We start from the raw sequence: 20,363 nt of genomic DNA on the forward strand, positions 1-20,363 counted from the left end.
ATGAACTAATCAGTGATATAGTTCTAATTCTATTCAGAAAACTGCGGTCAAATTAGCATGGAAGAACTTACCATCCCTAGCGATAGCTGACAGCGCAGCAACATTAGCAGCAATCTATCCAATGTGTCCCAGCTCCTCATAGCACATAATCGCAACCCCGGTTAAGGTCGAGTTAAGGTTCCAGCGTCTACCGCTTCAATAACCTCGACTGCGGTCAATCTCACCCATAAGAGCTTCGCCCTTCTGCAGCCTTTGCAAGTTTTCAACAAGTATGTCAGCCGCCCCATGGCTGTCAGTTACACATGCGATGTGTGGGGTAACGATCACCTTTGGATGCGACCAGAGGGGATGTCCTGACGGGAGCGGTTCAGGTGCGGTTACGTCGATGAAGGCCGACGAGAGCTGGCCATTATCGAGAGCTGCAAGAAGCGCGTTGTAATCCGTATGCGGTCCGCGACCGACCAGAACCACGCTTGCACCCGTCGGCAGACGCGCAAGAAACTCAGCATTGATCAAGCCTTCCGTTTCCGCCGTGAGCGGCAGAAGGCAGACGAGTATATCTGTTTGCGCAGCGAATGCCTGAAGCCCATCCGCGCCGGAGAAACACCGTACGCTCTCAATATTCTTCTCACTTCGGCTCCAGCCGGACAATGGGAAACCGAAAGGCCTGAGCGCTGTCAACGCAGCTTGTCCCAGATATCCAAGCCCCATTACACCCACCCGGCGACGGCGTGCGCTTGGCTGAGGTAAGGTTTGCCAGATCTCGTCACGGCTTTGTTCCAGATAGAGGGGCAATTGGCGGAATAGGGACAGCACGGCGAGTGTAACATATTCCTGCATCATCCGTGCAAGACCTGGCTCGGTCATACGGACGATGCGAACTTGAGAGGGAATATCTGTCTCTAGAAACTGCTCTACTCCTGCCCCGCTTGAGAAGATGATCTCAAGTGCAGGGAAGCGGTCCTTCAATCCCTCAGGAGCCTGCCAGCACAGCAAATGACGCACCCTTGCCGCAGCTTCGGCATCCAAATCGCCGGATAGAAACTCCACTTCCGGCAGTTCGCGCGCAAATACGTCGCGGATCGCCCCGGTGCGTGCCGCATCCAGGTAACAATAGAAAGCCATAGCGCCTCCCCCTGCGTGACACGCAGCGCATGTCACGCATCAATATAAGTCAATGATTGAGAACTCGGCGCAGGAAGTCCTGCGTGCGCGGATGCTGGGGCGCGCCGAGCACTTCCTTTGCCTTACCCTGTTCAACGATGACGCCGCCATCAAGAAAAAGCACCCGGTCAGCCACATCGCGGGCAAAACCCATTTCATGTGTCACGACCAGCATTGTGAGTCCTTCGTCAGCAAGACTACGCATGACATCAAGCACGTCGCCAACCAGTTCGGGATCAAGCGCAGACGTCGGCTCATCGAACAGGATCGCCTGCGGTCTCATGGCCAAGGCACGGGCAATCGCAACACGCTGCATCTGGCCACCGGAAAGCTGGCCTGGATAATGGTTGGCGCGGTCTCCCAGACCTACGCGCTGAAGCAGGTGCTCGCCATATTTTCGAGCCTCGGCAGGTTTTTCGCCTTTGACGTAAACAGACCCCTCAATGACATTCTCAAGCGCGGTTCGATGGGGAAACAGGTTAAACCGCTGGAACACCATCGCCATCCGTGTGCGAAGATCGCGGATCGAGCGATCCTTCGCGTCGACCCGCTGACCTTCGATCAGAATGTCGCCGCCCTGATAGGTCTCGAGCCCATTCAAGCAGCGCAGCATTGTCGACTTTCCTGATCCCGAGGGGCCAATCAGACAGACGACTTCCCCCTTCTGTACCTCAGCGCTGATGCCCTTGAGAACCTGAAGCGGACCATAGGATTTGGTGACGTTCTTTATTTCAATCATCGCCATGGTCAGTGTCCGTTTCTTTTACCAAAGAGCTTTTCAAGACGCCCGACAGCCATCATCAGCGGCAAGCTCAGGCAGAGATAGAACATGGCAACCAGCGTATAGACGCTCATGTTTTTGAAGGTCGAAGCAGCGAGCAGCTGACCTTGCAAGGTCAGTTCGGCGACCGTAATGGCCGATGCCTGCGAACTGTCCTTCAAAAGCATGACCATGATGTTGCCGTAAGGCGGCAGGATCACACGAACTGCTTGCGGCAGGATCACGCGGCGCATCGTCATGAACCAGCCCATACCGATGGATTGTGCGGCTTCCGTCTGCCCATGATCGATAGCTTCGATGCCAGCGCGGAAATTCTCTGCTTGATAGGCCGAATAGGCAATGCCGAGGCCGATGATGCCAGCTTGAAGAGCGGAAAGCGCAATGCCGAATTCCGGTAGAACAAAGTATATATAGAACAGCTGCACCAGGATAGGAATGCCGCGAATGATGTTGACGATAGCTCCGGCAATAGCCGACAGCCAGCGGATTCCCGACACCCGCATCAGCGCCCAGACAAGCCCTAGAAGGGTCGAAAGGACAAGGGAGCCCAAGGTCACGAGAAGCGTGTATTTCACGCCTTCCAGCAAGATCGGGAAGAACTCGCGGATGTCCATGAGAAAGTTTTGCATTGGCTTTGACTCTATTTATTTGGCGCGATCAAACGGGGATGAGGCCCTGTGGCCGGCAAGCCCCGTTTCGCGCGTTGACCGGAAAGCATGAAGAGCTTCTCCCTGGACGCACGCGTGGAGCACACCTGAAATTTCGAGCATGGGGATCGATCCCCATGCTCGCACTGGAATTATTTCAGTCCGTATTTCGCAAGAATTTTCTGAAGCGTGCCGTCCGATTTGATGCGAGCGATGGCTGCATTGATCTTGGGCATGCGTTCGTCACCCTTGCGCAGGGCCAGACCAAACTCTCCGCCAGCCGAAGCCTCATAGCTCTCGACCATCTTCACCTTGGGGAACCGGCCCTGAGAGAGGTAATAGGCAGCCATTGGCCCATCCCCAAAACCGGCGTCGATACGCCCGGCATTCACGTCGGCAATGATATCGGGAATGCCCTTGTAGACCTTGACCTCACTGAACAGACCGCTCTTCTTGAACAAATCTACGAAGGTGGTCCCCACCTGTACGCCGACGGTCTTACCCTTGAGATCCGCATAGGTCTTGTAGGCAGTATCATCCGAAACCGGTACGAAGACGCCTTCGCCGTAGCCATAAACCGGATCAGAAAAGTCCACGACTTTTGCACGCTCTTCGGTGATGAACATTGCCGAAGCGATCATATCGATCTTGTTCGCGGTGAGCGACGGCACGAGCGCCGAAAACTGCACGGCCTCGAATTCCGCCCTGATACCGATATCAGGTTCAATCGCCTTGACCACATCGATCAATACGCCGTCCATAGCCTTGGTTTCCGTGTTCACAAAAGTAAACGGCAAACCGGTGGGCGAAGAGCCAACTTTGACAACTTCCTGGGCCAAGGCGGGCATCGCACTCCCCATGACGACCGCCATAGCTGCCAAACCGAAAATTTTCTTGAGACGCATGGCATTCTCCTTCCTAAATGCAGCGATAAGCCTGTTATTCATAACGCCGGTTGTGAAACCGCGTTTGATAAAGTGAAATTCGTTGTGACCAGCATTCGCGTTGCGGCTTCTCATTTTTGGCCACCCTGGGAACTCGAACTGTTTCTCGATGCCCGTTCATTGGATGCTGTCGCTTCCAACTTGCGATCCTTCCGTTCAAGGTCGGCAAAAACCAGCGGCATGAACCAGGCCTTTCCGCGCCATGTCGGCACAAACTGCGGTGGACGGAAATCGAAACTGCTCTCGCTGTTCGGCACACCCAGTATTTTCTGCGCGACCTTGAAGCCGAGCCATGGCGCCCAGACGACACCTGAGCCACAGAAGCCGGTTGCATAGTGCACCGCCCCATGCTGAAAAATTCGCGGCACCATATCCCGATTCATGGCCACATAGCCGAACCAGCTATGCGAGATACCGACACCTTCCAGCTGCGGGAAAACCTTGCACATTTCTGTATAGTTACGTTGCGTGGCGCTTTCCGGATTGCCTCGGCTCGTTACATCGCGCCCACCAAACAAAATGCGCCGTCCATCCGGCGACGGACGGAAATAGTAAGTCATCGCGCGCGTGTCGGTGAGCATTTTCAAACCCGGCACCAAGTCGCGTACTCGTTCCTCGCCCAGATCTTCTGTTGCGATGATTCGCGAACGCAAAGGCACCAATCGCTGACGCAACCAGCGGTCCGAATGATCAGTATAACCGTTTGTGCAAACAAGAACGTCACGCGCTTGAACGCGGCCACGCGCCGTAATTACCGTTTTCTTATCAGTGGTTTGGTCGATGCCTTCTACGCGACATTCGGCGTGGATCAACACGCCTTCAGCCAGCGCCAGTCGCACCAGTTCCGCATGGAACTTCGCTGGATGAAGGCCACCAATATCCATACGCACGCTGCCGCCCGCATAGAGGTCCGTCGCAATATGTTGGTGAACCTCGTTAAGGGGAACTGCATAGGATTCGACACCCGTTGCACGCTGGATAGCTTCTGCGCTTCGAGCCATGGTGTCATATTCTGCGCGCGTCATCGCGCCGCTGAATCGGCCCACGAGCTTGAAATGCGCGTCTATATCTTCATTAGCCAGAAAATCGATCATGAAGCGGCGCGCTTCATGACCTTCGGCGGCAATCTTTACCGCCCGTTCCATACCAAATTTGCGGATCAGGGTCTTGTCATCAGGACGAATATTGCCACTGGTAAAGCCACCATTGCGACTGGAAGCACCAAAGCCCAGTTGTTCCCGCTCAAAAACCTGAACCTTTCGCCCTGCTCGCGCAAGATGAAGGGCAGCGCAAAGTCCCGCATAGCCCGCACCAACGATGGCTACATCGCAATTCGGCTCAATTGCACGCTGCCCAGCGCTGTGCGGCGGGGCTGCTTCCCACCAGTAGGGCGTATTCTTGTGAGCCATTTCTGATATGTCCCCTCCATGTTTTGGATGGATTTTGTTTTTAGTTTATTGAATGTCTGGCAATTATGAAGCAGAATAATGAAAACTAATCAACCCCGATTCATTCCAGTTCGTAGCGAGAGCCATTAAAGGATGCCAAAAGTGAACAAGGCAGAGATATCCCGGACCGCCCCTGTCAGCGAACCCACGCCAAACGATGCTGGGGATATCGGAGCGCGTATCCGTACGCGCAGGCAGACGCTGGGCCTCACCCTCGGCTATCTCTCGGAAGTGTCGGGCCTGTCGACCGGGGCGCTGTCCCAGATCGAACGCGGCCTCGTCTCGCCAACGGTGCGCACCCTCTATACGATTGCCGATGTGCTCTCCATGAGCCCAGCTCAGCTCATTGACCCACAAGGGTTTGCAGCAGCAGCTCGCGCCAATCCCTATGTATTGCGTGCAGGCGAACAGCCTGAAGTGCTGAACGCTGGCGGTGTCATCAAACACCGCGCTTCACCTGAACTCATCGAAACCATGAAATCCTTCGCAGTGCGGATCATTCCGGGCGGGAGTTCCGGTGAGGAGTGCTACACGCATTCCGGCGAGGAACTGGGTTATATCATTTCGGGCAGTTTCACGTTGCAGATTGAAGATGCTCAGTATCTGCTTTCGGCAGGGGACGGATTTGCCCTGCCTTCAACGACTCGCCACAGATTCTTCAATAACGGTGAAGCGGAAGCTTTCGTTCTCTGGGTGAACAAGCCCGAGTAAAATCACCTGTGGCAGGCCGAAAAACACGCTGGAGAAAGATGAAAATGGCAAGCAGTCCGGAGAGCTTCTCGCGCTCGCTATGGTGGAACGCAGCTGGGGAAGCAAAGCCGAGCCATCCCAAACTGAATGGCGTGCACGAAGCGGACGTGGTTATTGTCGGGGGCGGTTTTACAGGTCTTTCAAGCGCTTTGTTCCTTGCCGAGCGCGGCAAGACGGTGGCGGTCCTTGAGGCGCGTCATATCGGTTTCGGTGCATCTGGACGCAATGGCGGACAGGTGATCCCCGGCTTGAAGCATGACCCCGAAGATCTTCTTGCAACCTATGGGCCCGAGCACGGCAAGCGCATGATCGATCTCGTCGGCGGCGTAGGTGATCTTGTCTTCGACCTTGTGCGTAAACATGATATCCAATGCTCACCCGTTCGTGCCGGTTGGATTCAAGCTGCGCATTCCCAGCTCGCAACCGCCGCCGTTCACAAACGCGCCCGACAATGGCAGGCACAGGGTGTCGAAGTCGAGATCTTGGACCGCTCGCAGATTGCCAGGCTTTCCGGCACGGAACGCTATTTCGGCGGATGGCGCGATCCACGCGCCGGTGCCTTGCAACCGCTGGACTATGCCCGCGGGCTCGCCCGCGTCGGCTCGACGCGCGGCGTTCAGATTTTTGAAGATTCGTCCGTTACTTCTCTCACGCACGAAAACGGCGACTGGATTGCGAATACCTCGAATGGGGCAGTTCGCGCACGCGAAGCCCTCATCGCCACAAACGCCTACACGGACAATCTTTTACCGGGTCTCGCCCAAAGCATTCTTCCCGTGCAAAGCATGCTGATAGCGACGGAACCACTTTCAGAAGAGCAGCGGCGAGAAATCATGCCGGGAGGTGTGGTTCTGTCGGAAACGCGCAAGATCGCTTTTTATATGCGCCAATCAGAAGACGGGCGTTTTCTCATTGGCGGACGCGGCGCCGTCGGGATGAATGAAAAGAAAGCGCTGATGGAAGCGCTAAAAGCTGGAATGGTGAGGCTGTTTCCCCAACTGGATGGTGTTGGCATAGACTACCACTGGTCCGGCCACGTGGCACTGACCATGGATGGCCTGCCCCATCTTCATAATCCCGCCCCAGGTTTGCATGCCATGCTTGGCTTTAATGGCCGCGGCGTAGCCATGGCGACCGCTTTTGGCAAAATGTATGCCGAATACATCGCCGAAGATCGCCCCATGGTTTATCCGACCACTCAGATTCCACGCCTTGCCTGGCATGCGATCCGCAAGCCTGTCATGGACCTTGGCATCCGCTGGTACTGGATCAAGGACAGCCTTGGCTTCGCATCGAAATAAATCCTATGCAGAAAGATTTTAACTTGCTGAGAAACGTAATCAATCTGGGCGTTGCGCCTTCATGCGCCTCCGATCTGGAAGTAGCTTTCCAAGCTATCACTCTGGATGGACAGTCTACTGAACCTTTCGGCGTCGGACGCGCAGTTCTTTCGGGAGAAGGACAAGGCGTAAAGAGCCTATTCCCGTCTATCGTGATGCTTCGTGACGGCGCTTTGACACTTATAGACCGCGACGGTTGCGAAATCGTGTTGGCCAAGGGTGAGGCCGCTAGCCTACCCGGCTGTACATTCTCATGGAAGGCACGGGCAGCGGATTGCGTAATCCTCACGATTCATGAGGAGAACGCACCAGCATCATTCACTAAACTTGACCTTGACCATCCTATGGCGACTGGTGGCGCACCCAATGCAGCACTGCTCACCACGCCCGCTCCGACGACCTACCGTCATGAATTCCAGAGTGATGATCTGCTTGCCTGGGGCATATGGGCTACTACGCCTTATGCCCGCCACCCTATCACCTATTCCTTCTCCGAACTGATGATGCTGCGCAAGGGTGAGGTTACCTTATCCAACCCTGACGAAGGAAGCGTGACGTTTGTGGCAGGCGACATTTTCATTATTCGCCCTGGCGCTGTAGCGGCATGGGACAATCCGAGCGACTTACATAAATTCTGGATCGTTCACAGCGAGAAGTAGTCGTGCATCGTTAGGCTTCTGGCTTTCACGGATTGCGCACATGCATCGGCGAAAGGTGGCCTGCCCGTTCCTGGCAATTATTTTCACACAATTACGGACTGCGGCTAACCTTTTTCTACAGTTATCTGATGTGGGGTTTGGCACCCACTATGGCGGGTCTCATCGGAAAGAATCACGCATTTGTGGCGGTCGTTTTGTTGATCTTTGGAGCGCTATCAATATGCGCAGTCGATAGCGGCGGTAACGCGCCGTTTCTTCGTGCAGTTCGTTCTCACCGTAGAATAAAGATGGTTCCAATATATAATACCTATCGAGATATGGCACAAATTGCGGTCATCTTCAATATTTGTTGTGGTTATGTATTATTTAACATATGCTTGGTATTTCTAGCATTATGGACGGAATTATTGGTAATTTCTCTAAATTGCTTTAATATTAATAAGAGAATTTATTTCCGTATGACTGAAGGGCCGACAATTTTTTCGCATTATTATACGTTCGGTGAGACGCTGGTCCCAAAAAACATCTGCACGTTGGCAGAAGTTTGATTGACGGCAATCAAGTTGAGTCGCATTGAATTGGTTGGTCCACCTCCAACCATTCAAATCGGCCTGCTTTCACCTCCTTGACAGAGGCTCGTTTGTTATCCTTTGCTGAAGGTTTTCAGGCTGTTTTTGCCAAGCTCTTGATATCCTTGCGGCAGAATTTGATTGAGCATCTCGTGGGCGTCTTTTGATATCATACTCATCGTTGGCTCGTTTAAGGTTTCTTGCCATGCGGAACCGCTTGCCCATGCTTCATCAAAGCCAATTGTGAAATCCGAAGCTCTTCGTGTTTCGTATAGTGTCTCGAACAGAATTGCCGCCTGTCGGATGTCCTTATCCCTTTTAATTGCACTCATGCCGTAATTGCGACGCCGGGTAGCAACAATCATTTTGTGGACAGCATATCTGGCTGAATCTGGGCCCGTGACTGACACGCCTGCTTTGTAGACCAGAACCGTACGTACGAAATCGCGGATCAGAAAACAGAGAAAGCGCAATGGATCCGCGCTCGCACCACCGATAACAGGCATCTTCGACGGTTGATCCGTGTAGTTGTCCGATCCAAGATTTGATGTCAGAAATTCCACCCGGTATCCGCTAGCATTCTGGAACGCGGATGAAGCCGCAGCCCCTGATCGATGTGGAACAGGTCTGAAAGTTTGGTCGACTTCCTGCAAAAGATCAATAATTGTAGGAAGGGAGTCCTGGACTTCGCGTGATACTGCATAATCCTGTGCAATCATGCCGCCTTCTCGGGTTAGCGATGACGCTATTCGTCTGCGGGAGAGGAGACCGTTCTTTTGCTCTATATGGTTCTCGACTCTTCGGGTGGCCTCTGGATCATTGACAGGCCCCACGTATCGTCGTGACTTGCCACCCGAACTGTCAGGGATGTCAAAATACCAAAAGGCCTTCCCCTTCACGATGACTTTTTGAAAGCGTCCTGGGGGAATCAGCTGTCCACTCGGCGTCCATAGAACGTTGCCCCAGTTCTGCCAGCACAGTTTGATAACCGAGATCGATCTTTTTCATGGTAACCATAGACGAGTTATACCTTTTATGTTGTAAAGTATAACTGGCCCAGAGAAAAAGGAAAAAGGGGCCTTAATTATACAATCCGCGCTTTTCCAGCGCCTCCAGATTGCTTCGAATTCTTGTGTCATGCATTTTTCACAGCCCTAATTGTTTACATCACCGCTTGGCGCCAGCGGCGATGTCAGATTCGTTGAAAGCGGATGGAGTTAGCTCCTGCGATCACGCTTGTCTGAGGCAGCAGATTTGACTATTGCTCAATCTTTGCCGCTCAGGCCGTCGAAATATAGTCCAGGAACGGAAATGAAACATTCGGTCATACAGATTAGTGATCTGTCCGTAGACTATGACGGTTCGCCCGCGCTGCAATCGGTTAGCGTATCCATCGGCTCCGGTCGGATAACGGCCATATGCGGCGCTAACGGATCAGGCAAAAGCACCTTGTTGCGCACTATGGCATGTCTGCAAAGACCCTCGCGAGGACAAGTGTTTTTTGAGGGCCAGGATATCAGTCTTATGCGTCGGATAGAACTGGCTCGGAAAATAGCCATACTCGGTCAGATGCCCGAAGTTCCTGTCGGTATTGCTGTCGAGGAACTGGTCGAAAACGGTCGGCATCCGCATCGTGGATTGTTTGCGCGCCTGAGCAAGAATGACAAGGATATAATCCAGCGAGCAATTGTACAGGTCGGTCTGTGGGAACTGCGTCATCGACAGGTAGCGTCTCTGTCAGGCGGGGAACGGCAGCGCGCCTGGGTCGCGCTAGCCCTGGCCCAGAATCCTTCTGTACTTTTTCTCGATGAGCCGACGAACTTTCTCGATATCCGGCATCAGGCGGAACTGCTGACGCTTTTGAAGAAGCTTAACCGGGAACGAAATCTGACCATCATCGCCGTGCTTCACGATCTCAATCAGGTCATGGAACTGGCCGACGACGTTATACTGATGCGCAAGGGACGTCTCATGGCGTCGGGTGATCCTGAAAGCGTGCTGACGAAACAGCATCTAAAGGAAGCCTTCGATTTCGAGATGGACGTTATCCCGCATCCCGCTTTGCCTATCTCCTTTTGCCTGCCGCGCTGGATCGGCGACGACAAACAGCAGGCGACAAAATGACATCACCGAAGGTTATCGCGGAGGCGACCAAGTCCAAGGCGTCCTCTGCCGGTCTGATCGCGCTCGCAGTTGGGCTTTTGCTGGCGTTGATTGTCGCGGAGCTCGTGGTCGGCAGCGGCAATGTCACATTCGGCGATATTGTTGATGCACCTTCGCGGCCGCAGTCGCTGGCTCAGAACATCATCGAGACCATTCGCCTGCCCAGGGCGCTGGCGGCCATTCTGGTTGGCGCTGCGCTCGCCGCAGCCGGAACGGTCATGCAGACGGTGCTGCGCAATCCTCTTGCCGCGCCTGACATTCTGGCCGTAACCAGCGGCGCCCAGCTCGCCCTTGTCGTGACAAGTCTCGTGCTGCCATTTGCCTTTCCTGGCGTGCTTGCCACGGTTCTCGGCGGGGCGGCAGGCGGTTGCCTCTGCCTCTTGGTCGGTGGCGGCCTGCGGGCGCAACCCGTTCGGCTGGCGCTTGCGGGCGTGGCCATTTCACTGGCCTTCTCCGCACTTTCTTCGGCGATCGTTCTGACGGCTGATGACCGGGCATCCGGTATTATTCTGTGGTCAGCCGGACTTCTGGAACAATCCGGCTGGGACAAGGTCGCCCCGCTGACACCCGCTATCATTGGTGGAATTCTGCTGCTCATCCTGCTTGGCAGACAGTTCGACGTGATGGCACTTGGAAATGATATGGCGTCAGGCCTTGGTGTGGGAAAAGCTCCGGCAATCATCGGATTGCTGGTTACGGTCGTGCTCTCGGGTGCTGCAGTCTCGATAGCCGGTCCCATAGGCTTCATCGGCCTTGCTGTTCCGAATTTTCTGCGCGCCATGGGATTGAACAGACATGCCACATTGCTGCCTGCAGCAAGCCTGTGGGGCGCGATCGCGCTTCTGGCGGCGGATGTTGCGGCGCAATTGTTGAGCCGGAACGGTACGATCATGCCCACCGGAATTCTCGCTGCCTGCTTCGCAGCACCCGTATTGATACTGGTCCTGCGCAAAATCGGGGGTGAAACGCGGTCTCGTGCAAATGTTGTTGTGGGAAAAGTTCTGTTCGATCGAAAAGCAGCGCTTTATCTCATTCTCGCATTGCTTTCGTTGTTATCGCTGCTGCTCGGTCTCATCTTTGGCGACGGGATTGCCGGGTGGCAGACCGACTGGAGCACAGTCTATTCGCTGCGCCTGCCACGTGTGCTGATTGCCATGGGCGCTGGAGCCTTGCTCGCATGTGCCGGTCTGCTGCTCCAGCTTGTCACGCGCAATCCGCTTTCCGGCCCCGAGACATTGGGGCTTTCGCAAGGAGCAGCCCTTGCCGGTCTTACGGGGCTGTTAACTGGCGTCGTGCCGGGTAGTTCCCTTTTTGCCCTCATCGCCGCGACAGGTGCTTGCCTGGTTGTGTTCGCCGTGACATTGCTTGGCAGGCGCATGTCGCCGGAACGGACTGCGCTGACGGGTCTTGCTATTGCTGCGAGCCTGTCGGCGATCAGCACGATCATCGTCATTGAAGCCAAATTGCAGGTGGCGGAAGCGCTTTCATGGCTCGCGGGTTCTACTCATGGCCGCAATTGGCAGGATGTGGAGGCGCTCGTTCCCTGGCTGGTTTTGATCCCGCTTGCATGGGCGCTGGCACGACGGTTCGATATTCTGGCGCTTGGCCGGGATGAGGCGGAATCTATCGGTGTGAACACGGTAGCCGCACGCTTCTGGACGATGCTGCTGGCTTCGCTGGCCGTTGCAGGTGCCGTCGCTACGGTCGGCGCCATCGGTTTCGTCGGATTGATTGCGCCGCACGCCGCGCGCATTTGCAGTGGCGCGCGCTATCGTCATCTGGTACCCGCTACCGCACTGATCGGCGCTATTTTGACCGTATTTGCAGATATGGTCGGCCGGTCGCTCATCGCGCCGCAGGAAATTCCGGCCGGGATCGTCACGGCCTTTATCGGAACACCACTATTTATCCTGCTGATGCGTAGGCAATCGCGATAAGGCTGGTCTGTTCAATTGGGCAAAACATGCATCACGCGATCAAGCAGACGCAGCATCGACCGGGTGGAACCGAACGGCCAGATATCACGGCCAATCGTGAAAACCTGCTTGCCCGCAACCATTGGCAGGATCGGCCACAATGCGCTTGCCGCCAGCTCTTCCGGAAGCGCGTCTTCAAGAAGACAAAGATGCGTATCCGGGCTCAAAGTGGCGAGGTCTTCCAGTCCAAAGGTCGTGAACCCGAACGATTGCGCACCACGCTGGACGCCTTCGGCAAATCCGGCTTTCGTCAATGTCGTCATTACCGCGGAATTGGATGTGAAAATACGCAGCCGTGCGATGCCGGGCAAAGGTTGCGCGACCAGGATTTTGGTTGCGGGCGAAGAGCGCTGGTCTCTGGCAAGGGCAAGGTGGCTCTTGAAAGATTGCCACTCTGCAACCGCCTCTGCTTCTCTGTCAAATGCTGTGCCCGCCGTCAGAAGACTGGATTGCATGTTGGCATAGAAATCAGATTTGTCGGAATCCGTATCGAGCAGCACAGTTGGAGCGATTTCGTTCAGGCGGGCTGCGATGGCGCCATGGCGTAGGGCGGATGTGATGATGAGATCGGGCTTCAGGTGCATCAGTGCTTCGAGGCTGGGCTGCTGGCGCCCACCCACATCGACCGCATTGGAAAGCCTGTCATTCTCCACTTTGACCCATTGGCGATAGCCCGCAAGATCGGCAACGCCGACAGGTATGAGACCGAGCGAGAGAGCGATTTCCGTCTCCGCCCATTCCAGCGTGACGATTCTTCGCGGCGTTTGTGCACGAACGACAGTCGTAAGGGCGGCTAGAGCCGCCCCCACCAGAAAATCACGCCGCGAGAAAGCTGTTACCATCGAACACTCGTTGTCGCCACGATGGAACGACCTTGACCGTAATAGCACTGGCTGGTGGAATTGCAGCCTGCCACATACTTCTTGTCGCCAAGATTATAGGCATTTACCTGCAGGCGATAGCTGCCGATGTCATAGCGCAGAAAGGCGTCGACCAGCGTATAGGAAGGGACATAGAAGGTGTTGAGCGTGTCGCCCGCCGTCTTGCCGATGCGGCGCACGCCACCGCCAACAACCAGATTTCCTTCAACATTGCCGGGCAGCGGCATGTCGTAGCTCAGGAACAGAGACTGCTGGTTCTTCGGCACCGTATAAGGCAGTTTGCCAATCTGCGCCGGGTTCTGGCTTTCGCTGACTTCAGGGTCCTGGAAGCTCAGGGCACCGGTCAGGTTCAACCTGTCCCACAAACGGGCGGTTCCTTCGAGCTCGATGCCGCGAACCCGTACTTCGTCGGTCTGATAGTAAATACCGGAGATACGGTTGACGACATTCTGCTGCTCGGCTTCGAACGCCGAGAGGGTGACGGCGTAATCCTTGCCCTCGGGCGCATATTTGATACCCACTTCCTTCAGCGTGCCGGTAGTAGGCTTCAATGGCGTATCTGCAAGTGTGAGCGTGGGCAGGAAGGATGTCGAATACAAGGCGTATGGCACAAAGCCTGAATCGAACAGATATGCCACACCGACGCGTCCTGTGAACTTGTCAGGATTTTGCTCGTAATCGACTGTTTTCCCGGATGAGAGCGTCGTCTGTTCGGAATCGATGCGGGCGAAATCCTGGCGTCCGCCCAGCGTGACACGCAGATTGCCGGCCTCGATCTGGTCCTGAACATAAATTCCGGTCTGATACTGCTTCTGCAAAAGCCGCGTTGTGGGCGACAGCTTGGCGAGTGGCTTGTCGTAGGTCGGATTGAACAGATCCTGTGACGGACCGCTTGCCGAAGCCGTATAATTGTCGAGACGCTGCCACTGCTGGTCAACACCCACGAGCAGGGTATGGGCCAGAGGACCGGTATCGAAACGCGATTCCAGTTGCGTATCGAAAGCAATCGCGTCGAGTTCGGGCTGGGCGAGATAATTGGTACGCGGAATCGTATGTCCGTCCCAGCCGCTGGTGGGCAGCACCCCGGTGAACAGATTGCGATAATCCGTCTTCATGTGTGAATAGCGGAAATTCTGGCGCAAGGTGAACGTGTCGTTGAACCGATGTTCGAACTCGTATCCCGCATATCCGATCTCTTTCTTGTAGATCGCATTGCGTGGGTCGCCATCCGAGAAGTCGCGTGAAATGGTTTGCCCCGTCGGGTTTGGTAGCACGCTGCCATAAGCCGGAATGATGACACCGGCTTGTCCCATGTCGTCTTTCAGATAGCCGCCGGAAACGACAAGGCTGGTATCTGCGTCCGGACGCCAGGCAAAACTCGGATTAATCGATATCCGGTCATTCTTGCCGAAGTCGTAGGAAGTTTTGCTGTCCCGGAAAATACCATTCAGGCGATAGGTGAAGCGGGGATCGTTGTTGATTGGCCCGGTAATATCGAAGCCGAGCTCCTTGCGCTCGAAGCTTCCGCCGCGCAGATAGATTTCACGCGATGCTTCCGCCCGCGGCTGCTTGCTGACCATGTTGACGATACCGCCGACATTGCTTTGGCCGAACAGTGCGGAACTTGGACCACGCAGGATTTCCACGCTTTCCAGCGAGTAAGGTTCGACGACGAAACCCGAATAACCGCCCGACTGGCTGGCAATTTGCGGAATGCGCAAGCCGTCCAGATAGAGATCCGCCGGAAAGCCACGCACTGTGAAATAATCCGAGCGCACATCCGCGCCGTAGCGTTGTGCATTCACGTTGGCGCTGTAGAGCATTGCCTCGCTGACCGACTGGACGGCCCGGTCGTTCATGTTGTCGCGGGTGACGACGGAGATGGACTGGGGCGTTTCGCGAATAGGCACGTTGCTCTTGGTTGCGGCGCGACTGTATTCTGCGACATAGCCTTTTACAGGGGTTCGCGGTCCTCTCCCATCCGACTGGATTTCAATCGTGTTGAGTTTGAGGACATCTGTTTCCTGTGCCGACGATGGCGTGGCGATTGCAAGCACTGCCACGCCGCCAAGAAGTGCGGCTTCCAGCACAGGTTTAATGCTCAAGCGGCGGATGTTGTTGTTTGTGCCCAGTTCGCGCGCAGCACCACTCGTATTCAATTCGGCTCTCCTTGCCGTCCGCCAAGCGGGCGGCATTGCTCCCGCTGGCTATTATGGCTGCGGGCCATGTAATGATTTTTAGCGTTGCGCAAACTTGAATTTCAGAATAATTCTAATTTGCTTCTGTTTATCAACGCGTTGTGCGGCTGAATATATTCAGGAAGCCTGATGGAGTCAGGCCAATCTCCGTTGCAATCGGGTCGAAATTCTGCAATTTCCATCAAATATGACAATTTCAGTCAAATTGGGCCAAAATGGAAATTCGCATGCGACCGAAACACGCCATCGATTATCAGGATGTTGCACGACCTTTGGCGGTAATGCGGCGCGAATATAAGACCAGCATGAACTTCGGCTGGCACAGCCATCGTCGCGGACAGTTACTTTACGGCAATAGTGGCTATATGACGGCGATGACGGAAGAAGGCGCCTTCATGCTACCCAGCGGCTATGCGGTCCTGCTGGCACCCGATTTGCCGCATGCGGTGGAAACGTTCGGTGAAACCGAAATGCACTCCGTTTATATCGAAGAGGGCATATTGCGCGGATGCTGGGAGCAGACACGGATTCTCAAGGTCTCACCATTACTCGACGCCAGCATTCAGGCCCTTGTCAAAGAGCCGCTTCTCTATGACGAAAACGGGCGTGGTCAGCATCTTTCCGCCCTTATTCTGGATGAAATCCGCGACGCAGATTTGCAGCCGCTTACCGTGCCGCTTCCGGCGGAAAGACAGCTGAGAAAACTTTGCCGGAATCTTCTAGGCAATCCGGGGCTGGACCTTACAATTGATAATTGGGCCGACGAAGTGGGCATGAGCCGTCGGACGATGACACGCAAGTTTCGCCAGGAAACCGGCATGAGCTTCATCGAATGGCGACAGCGCCTTCGCGTATCTCATGTCATGCGCCGCCGGGCTGAAGGTACTCCTCTGGCTGTGGCAAGCGTAGAGGCAGGCTACCAAAGCGTTTCCACATTACGCAAAGTAATGAAAAATCTTGGCTTTACAGATTGAGAAGGTGCGACACAACTGGAATAGCGAGTCTTGAACGCGAGACTCGCTATTCAGTTAATTCACCGGTAGATTGCACCACCATGGCCCCAAGCCCAGAGTTAATCCAATTTCTGGACAAGCTCTATAACCTGAATCACAATTGTAGCGTGTCGACGTATCGGGCCGTTGGTCGTAACGGACAAACCCTCGATGTAATTGTTCTTCAAATGCTGGAATCTTGACATTGCACGCCGTTTCCTTAAATAGCCATCAATAGAAGCGGAGCGAATTTCGCCTATGCGTATTTTCATACGAAGGCAGGATTCTGGCGGGAACCCGCAAGCCTGTCTGTCGATCTTATTCCATTGCTATCGAGTGGTCGATCTCCTGAGGCACTTTTGGCTTACGCAAAAGCAATACCAGCGGCATTGCGAAAAGCGACAACACCATCAACAGCTTGAAATCATCGATATAGGCGATGATGGTTGCCTGTTCGGTTATCATGCTATCCAGTAATGTCCGGCCAGCGGTCTGTGCTGGATCGAGATATTGCGAGATGATCGGAGCTTCGAAATTACGATTGAAAGGCGTCACATAGGCTGAGATGTCCGCGTGGTTGATCTGGGTATTTTCGGTAAGAAGAGCTGATACCACCGCAATTCCCACGCTTGACCCAATGTTACGTGAGAGGTTGTAAAGCCCCGTGCCGTCACCGCGCAGATGGGCGGGCAAGGTTGAAAAGGCCATTGTGGTGAGGGGAACAAACAGAAAACCAAGCCCAGCACCCTGAACGAATCCAACCCAGACAATGGTCCATTGCGATATGTCAGGCGTCCATCCCGTCATCTCGTACATGGCCCAAGCGGTCAGCGCCAATCCTATAAGCAGTAGGAGACGGGAATCGACACGACCAATCAGCTTGCCGACAATGAACATGCAGGCCATGGTACCAAGACCGCGTGGCCCCATGACGATGCCTGCGGTTGTTACCGGATATCCCATAAGGGTTTGGAGATAGGGTGTCATCAATGCCAGCGACGCCAGATAAGTGATACCGATGACAAAAATAAAAATCATGCTGACTGAGAAATTCCTGTCGAGGAAAAGCTGCGGTTTGACGAAAGAGTTATCGGTTGTGAACGTATGCACCACCAGAAGATAGAGAGCCGCCGCGCAGACGATAGCCTCGACCATGATTTCCCCGGATGAAAACCAATCCAGTTGTTCGCCTCGATCAAGGAAGAGTTGCAGCGAAGCGATGGCGAGACTGAGCAAACCAAAGCCAGTCCAGTCCAGACGGGCTTTCAGGTCGATCTTCGTTTCGGAAACGAAGATCATGACGCCACCGAAGGCAAGCATGCCGATCGGCACATTGATATAGAAAACCCAGCGCCAGCTCAGATGGTCAGTCAACCATCCACCCATGACCGGTCCAAGGACAGGACCGACCATCACCGACACCCCGAAAAGCGCCATGGCTGATCCGCGTTCCTCGAGGGTATAAATGTCGAGCAATATGCCTTGTGACAACGGCACGAGTGCCGCACCGAACAGCCCTTGAAGCAGCCGGAATCCGACGATCTGGGTGAGAGATTGTGCCAGACCGCAGAGAACGGAGGCAAGAACGAAGCCGGCAATTGCCACCAGAAGCACCCGTTTACGTCCGAACTTGGCCGCGAGGAAGCCGGAGGGGGGCGTCATGATGGCTGCGGCAACGATATAGGAAGTAAGCACCCAATTGATCTGGTCGGCGCTTGCCGAAACGCTGCCCTGAATATAGGGAAGCGCGACATTGGCGATAGTCGTGTCCAGTGCCTGCATGATGACGGCGAGGATCACACATGCCGTAATCGCACCCCGATGAGCAATCATCGGGGTCTGTGAAACGGCAATGCTAGACATGTTCGGTACTGCCAAACAATCTGGCTATGAAGTTCGGCAAGCCGCGTGCCCGTCCGGTGTTGATCTCGACATCGACACTCATGCCTGCGCGCAGCGGCGGCTTGCCGCTAGTGTCGGTGATGCTCACACGCATTGGAATGCGTTGGACGACTTTGACCCAATTGCCGGATGTACTTTGCGATGGTAGAAGCGCGAAACTGGCTCCGGATGCCGGACTGATGCTGGTGACGTTCCCTTTCCATTCCACATCCGGATATGTATCGACCGAGATTGTGGCTTCCTGACCAGGTTCGATGTGCGTCAATTCGGTCTCCTTGGGGTTCGCCAATATCCATAGGTGATCAGTGGATACCAGCGAGAAGGCCTGTTGCGACGCCTCCAGATATGAACCGATCTGCAAGGAATTCACATTCGTGACGACGCCGTTGAAGGGCGCGCGGACGACGGAATCGTCCAGCCGGCGTTGCGCATCATCGACCTTGGCTTTCGCTTGCAGGAAGAGGGGGTTCTGTTCTATCGGCTGGCTGGCATCTCCTCCGAGTTGAGCCAGAGCGGATTGCGCCTGAGCCCTTGCAACGGTTACCTTTTGCCGAGAGGCATCGAGATCGTGTTTGGCTTGGTCCAGTACGGCTTGTGAGGCTGTCCGCGTTGCGACCAGATTTTGCTGCCGTGTATAGCTCGCTTCGTAATAGGGAAGATCGGCTTCGGCCTGTTGAATTTCGGCTAGTGCCTGCTGATAGCTGGCTTTCAAAGTCATAATTTGATTGTGAACCTGCCCAAGCTCGGCTTGTGCGCCTTCAAGCGCGATGCGGAAGGGAGCAGGCTTTAGTGTGAACAGAACCTGTCCTGCCTTCACAGTCTCATTTTCGTGCACATTGATGGATGCGACCAGCCCTGAAACATCGGTTGAAACGCCTAGTATATCGGCCTGAACATAGGCATTGTCGGTGGACATATAGCGTCCGCCAGTCACATAAAAGTAACCGCCAACGACGAGCGCCAATGGCAATAGCGAAAACAACAGGCGGCGGTGTTTCAACCTGCGACGTCTGTAGTCGGCCGGTGTTGGGGAACCAGACACCAATACCGATTCTTGTGCCGCAGGCGTTGCCTTTTCCGCGCTGGCATCCTGCGGCAGTTCGGACCGGGCGGGCTCAGCGGAGGGGTGTTTTAAGATATTCGAAGTATCAGTCATCGCTTATGTCTTCTTGGATGATTGGAGTTCGGCACGCGCGGGCGAGATTTTCTTTCATCGATTGGAGCACCTGGATCAACTGCTCCTGCTTTTCTTGCGAAATATCCTCTAATGCTTCCTGCCGAGTGAGGGCTCCCAGTTCGCGCATATTGTTCAAAAGTGGCAGAGCGGCGTCGCAGATGTGAATGAGAAAAGCGCGGCGGTCTGTCGGATGGGAGCGCCGTTCGACAAGTCCCTGATCGACCAGTCTGTCCAGTATACGCGTGAGTGTTATCGGCTCGATTTCGAGCTCCTCAGCCAGACAACGCTGTTTGATGCCGTCATTTTTGGAAAGAATAGCCAGCGTGTGCCACTGCGTACGTGTGAGGCCTTTTTCTCGCGCGCGTTGTTCGAAACGTTTGCGGAGGAGCCTGGCCACATCATGGAGGAGGAAGCCAAGAATACGGGTGTCTGTCACGAAGGATGCCTAGTGTTTAATGAGCTAGCTCATATTAAGGGTAGGATAAGGCTGACGTGAAAATAAAAACAAGTGTCTTTTAGCTATGGCTCTCTGAGCAAATTCAAATCTGCGTGATCACGACCTTGAGTGCTCCCCTTTTGGCTGGACAGTTCAACTAGTTTGTTGATTTTCGCTGGAAACTGACCCGGTAAGGGGGACGGATAAAAACGTGGACTGGTTTTACGGCACAATGCCAAGACTTTCTCGATATTCGATCGGGCCGCGAACGCCGTTGAAATTTCTTTCTCGCGACAAGCAAGATTCTTGACTAGCAATCTAAACGGTTCTGTTGCG

Annotated in this window: 16 protein-coding genes and 1 pseudogene; 6 read left to right on the forward strand and 11 right to left on the reverse strand. The window is 54.6% G+C overall.

Annotated elements, in window-relative coordinates; all coding sequences use genetic code 11:
- Positions 1-195: 195 nt before the first annotated feature.
- The 5 genes from F9K94_RS07630 to F9K94_RS07650 all read right to left on the reverse strand — a co-directional run bounded on the left by F9K94_RS07630 (position 196) and on the right by F9K94_RS07650 (position 4,945).
- Positions 196-1,125 carry a 2-hydroxyacid dehydrogenase gene (locus tag F9K94_RS07630; protein ID WP_151644643.1) on the reverse strand — a complete coding sequence of 310 codons (930 nt, stop codon included), beginning with the start codon at positions 1,123-1,125 and terminating at the stop codon, positions 196-198.
- Positions 1,126-1,174: 49 nt separating this feature from the next.
- Positions 1,175-1,903: an amino acid ABC transporter ATP-binding protein gene (locus tag F9K94_RS07635; RefSeq protein ID WP_151645331.1), complete on the reverse strand. Its 729-nt coding sequence runs from the start codon at positions 1,901-1,903 to the stop codon at positions 1,175-1,177.
- 8 nt (positions 1,904-1,911) lie between these two features.
- Positions 1,912-2,574 carry an amino acid ABC transporter permease gene (locus tag F9K94_RS07640; RefSeq protein ID WP_192799462.1) on the reverse strand — a complete coding sequence of 221 codons (663 nt, stop codon included), beginning with the start codon at positions 2,572-2,574 and terminating at the stop codon, positions 1,912-1,914.
- Between the two features lie 170 nt (positions 2,575-2,744).
- On the reverse strand, positions 2,745-3,497 hold the full coding sequence (locus F9K94_RS07645; RefSeq protein WP_151644645.1) for an ABC transporter substrate-binding protein: 753 nt from the start codon (positions 3,495-3,497) through the stop codon (positions 2,745-2,747).
- A gap of 110 nt (positions 3,498-3,607) precedes the next feature.
- Positions 3,608-4,945: an NAD(P)/FAD-dependent oxidoreductase gene (locus tag F9K94_RS07650; RefSeq protein WP_151644648.1), complete on the reverse strand. Its 1,338-nt coding sequence runs from the start codon at positions 4,943-4,945 to the stop codon at positions 3,608-3,610.
- Positions 4,946-5,077: 132 nt separating this feature from the next.
- Between F9K94_RS07650 and F9K94_RS07655 the strand changes: the two genes are divergently transcribed.
- The 3 genes from F9K94_RS07655 to F9K94_RS07665 are packed head-to-tail and all read left to right on the forward strand — an operon-like array spanning position 5,078 to position 7,733.
- The gene (locus tag F9K94_RS07655; RefSeq protein ID WP_061347477.1) at positions 5,078-5,695 is read left to right on the forward strand and encodes a cupin domain-containing protein; all 618 of its coding nucleotides are present in this window, start codon (positions 5,078-5,080) and stop codon (positions 5,693-5,695) included.
- 44 nt (positions 5,696-5,739) lie between these two features.
- Positions 5,740-7,035 carry an NAD(P)/FAD-dependent oxidoreductase gene (locus tag F9K94_RS07660; protein ID WP_151644650.1) on the forward strand — a complete coding sequence of 432 codons (1,296 nt, stop codon included), beginning with the start codon at positions 5,740-5,742 and terminating at the stop codon, positions 7,033-7,035.
- Positions 7,036-7,058: 23 nt separating this feature from the next.
- Positions 7,059-7,733 (forward strand): cupin domain-containing protein, encoded by a 675-nt coding sequence (locus tag F9K94_RS07665; protein WP_235920586.1) that lies wholly within the window; start codon positions 7,059-7,061, stop codon positions 7,731-7,733.
- A gap of 643 nt (positions 7,734-8,376) precedes the next feature.
- On the opposite strand, the pseudogene F9K94_RS07670 reads toward F9K94_RS07665, so the two are convergent.
- Positions 8,377-9,310, reverse strand: a pseudogene (locus F9K94_RS07670) (GSU2403 family nucleotidyltransferase fold protein).
- 303 nt (positions 9,311-9,613) lie between these two features.
- Between F9K94_RS07670 and F9K94_RS07675 the strand changes: the two are divergent.
- Complete coding sequence (locus tag F9K94_RS07675) at positions 9,614-10,426, forward strand: ABC transporter ATP-binding protein (protein ID WP_151644654.1); 813 nt, start codon at positions 9,614-9,616, stop codon at positions 10,424-10,426.
- Entirely contained in the window at positions 10,423-12,402 is a 1,980-nt protein-coding gene (locus F9K94_RS07680) for an iron ABC transporter permease (RefSeq protein WP_151644656.1), read from the forward strand. The genes F9K94_RS07675 and F9K94_RS07680 overlap by 4 nt, the downstream gene beginning before the upstream one ends.
- Before the next feature lie 11 nt (positions 12,403-12,413).
- On the opposite strand, the gene F9K94_RS07685 is transcribed toward F9K94_RS07680, so the two are convergent.
- Both F9K94_RS07685 and F9K94_RS07690 read right to left on the reverse strand, forming a co-directional pair.
- Positions 12,414-13,283, reverse strand: a complete 870-nt coding sequence (locus tag F9K94_RS07685) for an ABC transporter substrate-binding protein (RefSeq protein ID WP_151644658.1) — start codon at positions 13,281-13,283, stop codon at positions 12,414-12,416.
- Complete coding sequence (locus F9K94_RS07690; RefSeq protein WP_192799463.1) at positions 13,277-15,481, reverse strand: TonB-dependent siderophore receptor; 2,205 nt, start codon at positions 15,479-15,481, stop codon at positions 13,277-13,279. Before F9K94_RS07690 ends, F9K94_RS07685 begins: the two co-directional genes overlap by 7 nt.
- A gap of 266 nt (positions 15,482-15,747) precedes the next feature.
- Here F9K94_RS07690 and F9K94_RS07695 point away from each other — a divergent pair, with 266 nt between their 5' ends.
- A complete protein-coding gene (locus F9K94_RS07695) occupies positions 15,748-16,494 on the forward strand; it encodes an AraC family transcriptional regulator (protein WP_151644662.1) in 747 nt (248 codons plus the stop codon).
- Between the two features lie 336 nt (positions 16,495-16,830).
- Here F9K94_RS07695 and F9K94_RS07700 read toward each other — a convergent pair whose 3' ends face one another.
- Genes F9K94_RS07700 through F9K94_RS07710 form a run of 3 tightly spaced genes read right to left on the reverse strand, consistent with a single transcriptional unit; the run spans position 16,831 to position 20,027 of the window.
- Entirely contained in the window at positions 16,831-18,375 is a 1,545-nt protein-coding gene (locus F9K94_RS07700; RefSeq protein ID WP_151644664.1) for a DHA2 family efflux MFS transporter permease subunit, read from the reverse strand.
- Positions 18,368-19,570 (reverse strand): HlyD family secretion protein, encoded by a 1,203-nt coding sequence (locus tag F9K94_RS07705; RefSeq protein WP_151644666.1) that lies wholly within the window; start codon positions 19,568-19,570, stop codon positions 18,368-18,370. The genes F9K94_RS07700 and F9K94_RS07705 overlap by 8 nt, the downstream gene beginning before the upstream one ends.
- Positions 19,563-20,027: a MarR family winged helix-turn-helix transcriptional regulator gene (locus tag F9K94_RS07710; protein WP_151644668.1), complete on the reverse strand. Its 465-nt coding sequence runs from the start codon at positions 20,025-20,027 to the stop codon at positions 19,563-19,565. Before F9K94_RS07710 ends, F9K94_RS07705 begins: the two co-directional genes overlap by 8 nt.
- Positions 20,028-20,363: the final 336 nt, after the last annotated feature.

The organism is Brucella tritici (genome assembly GCF_008932285.1).
Taxonomy (GTDB): domain Bacteria; phylum Pseudomonadota; class Alphaproteobacteria; order Rhizobiales; family Rhizobiaceae; genus Brucella; species Brucella tritici.

What these genes read in the sequence shown, in the direction of transcription:
- F9K94_RS07680 (WP_151644656.1), top strand. Translation starts at nt 10,423, where the DNA reads ATGACATCACCGAAGGTTATCGCGGAGGCGACCAAGTCCAAGGCGTCC.
- F9K94_RS07660 (WP_151644650.1), top strand. Translation starts at nt 5,740, where the DNA reads ATGGCAAGCAGTCCGGAGAGCTTCTCGCGCTCGCTATGGTGGAACGCA.
- F9K94_RS07675 (WP_151644654.1), top strand. Translation starts at nt 9,614, where the DNA reads ATGAAACATTCGGTCATACAGATTAGTGATCTGTCCGTAGACTATGAC.
- F9K94_RS07640 (WP_192799462.1), bottom strand. Translation starts at nt 2,574, where the DNA reads ATGCAAAACTTTCTCATGGACATCCGCGAGTTCTTCCCGATCTTGCTG.
- F9K94_RS07685 (WP_151644658.1), bottom strand. Translation starts at nt 13,283, where the DNA reads ATGGTAACAGCTTTCTCGCGGCGTGATTTTCTGGTGGGGGCGGCTCTA.
- F9K94_RS07705 (WP_151644666.1), bottom strand. Translation starts at nt 19,570, where the DNA reads ATGACTGATACTTCGAATATCTTAAAACACCCCTCCGCTGAGCCCGCC.
- F9K94_RS07695 (WP_151644662.1), top strand. Translation starts at nt 15,748, where the DNA reads ATGCGACCGAAACACGCCATCGATTATCAGGATGTTGCACGACCTTTG.
- F9K94_RS07700 (WP_151644664.1), bottom strand. Translation starts at nt 18,375, where the DNA reads ATGTCTAGCATTGCCGTTTCACAGACCCCGATGATTGCTCATCGGGGT.
- F9K94_RS07655 (WP_061347477.1), top strand. Translation starts at nt 5,078, where the DNA reads ATGCCAAAAGTGAACAAGGCAGAGATATCCCGGACCGCCCCTGTCAGC.
- F9K94_RS07645 (WP_151644645.1), bottom strand. Translation starts at nt 3,497, where the DNA reads ATGCGTCTCAAGAAAATTTTCGGTTTGGCAGCTATGGCGGTCGTCATG.
- F9K94_RS07630 (WP_151644643.1), bottom strand. Translation starts at nt 1,125, where the DNA reads ATGGCTTTCTATTGTTACCTGGATGCGGCACGCACCGGGGCGATCCGC.
- F9K94_RS07650 (WP_151644648.1), bottom strand. Translation starts at nt 4,945, where the DNA reads ATGGCTCACAAGAATACGCCCTACTGGTGGGAAGCAGCCCCGCCGCAC.
- F9K94_RS07635 (WP_151645331.1), bottom strand. Translation starts at nt 1,903, where the DNA reads ATGATTGAAATAAAGAACGTCACCAAATCCTATGGTCCGCTTCAGGTT.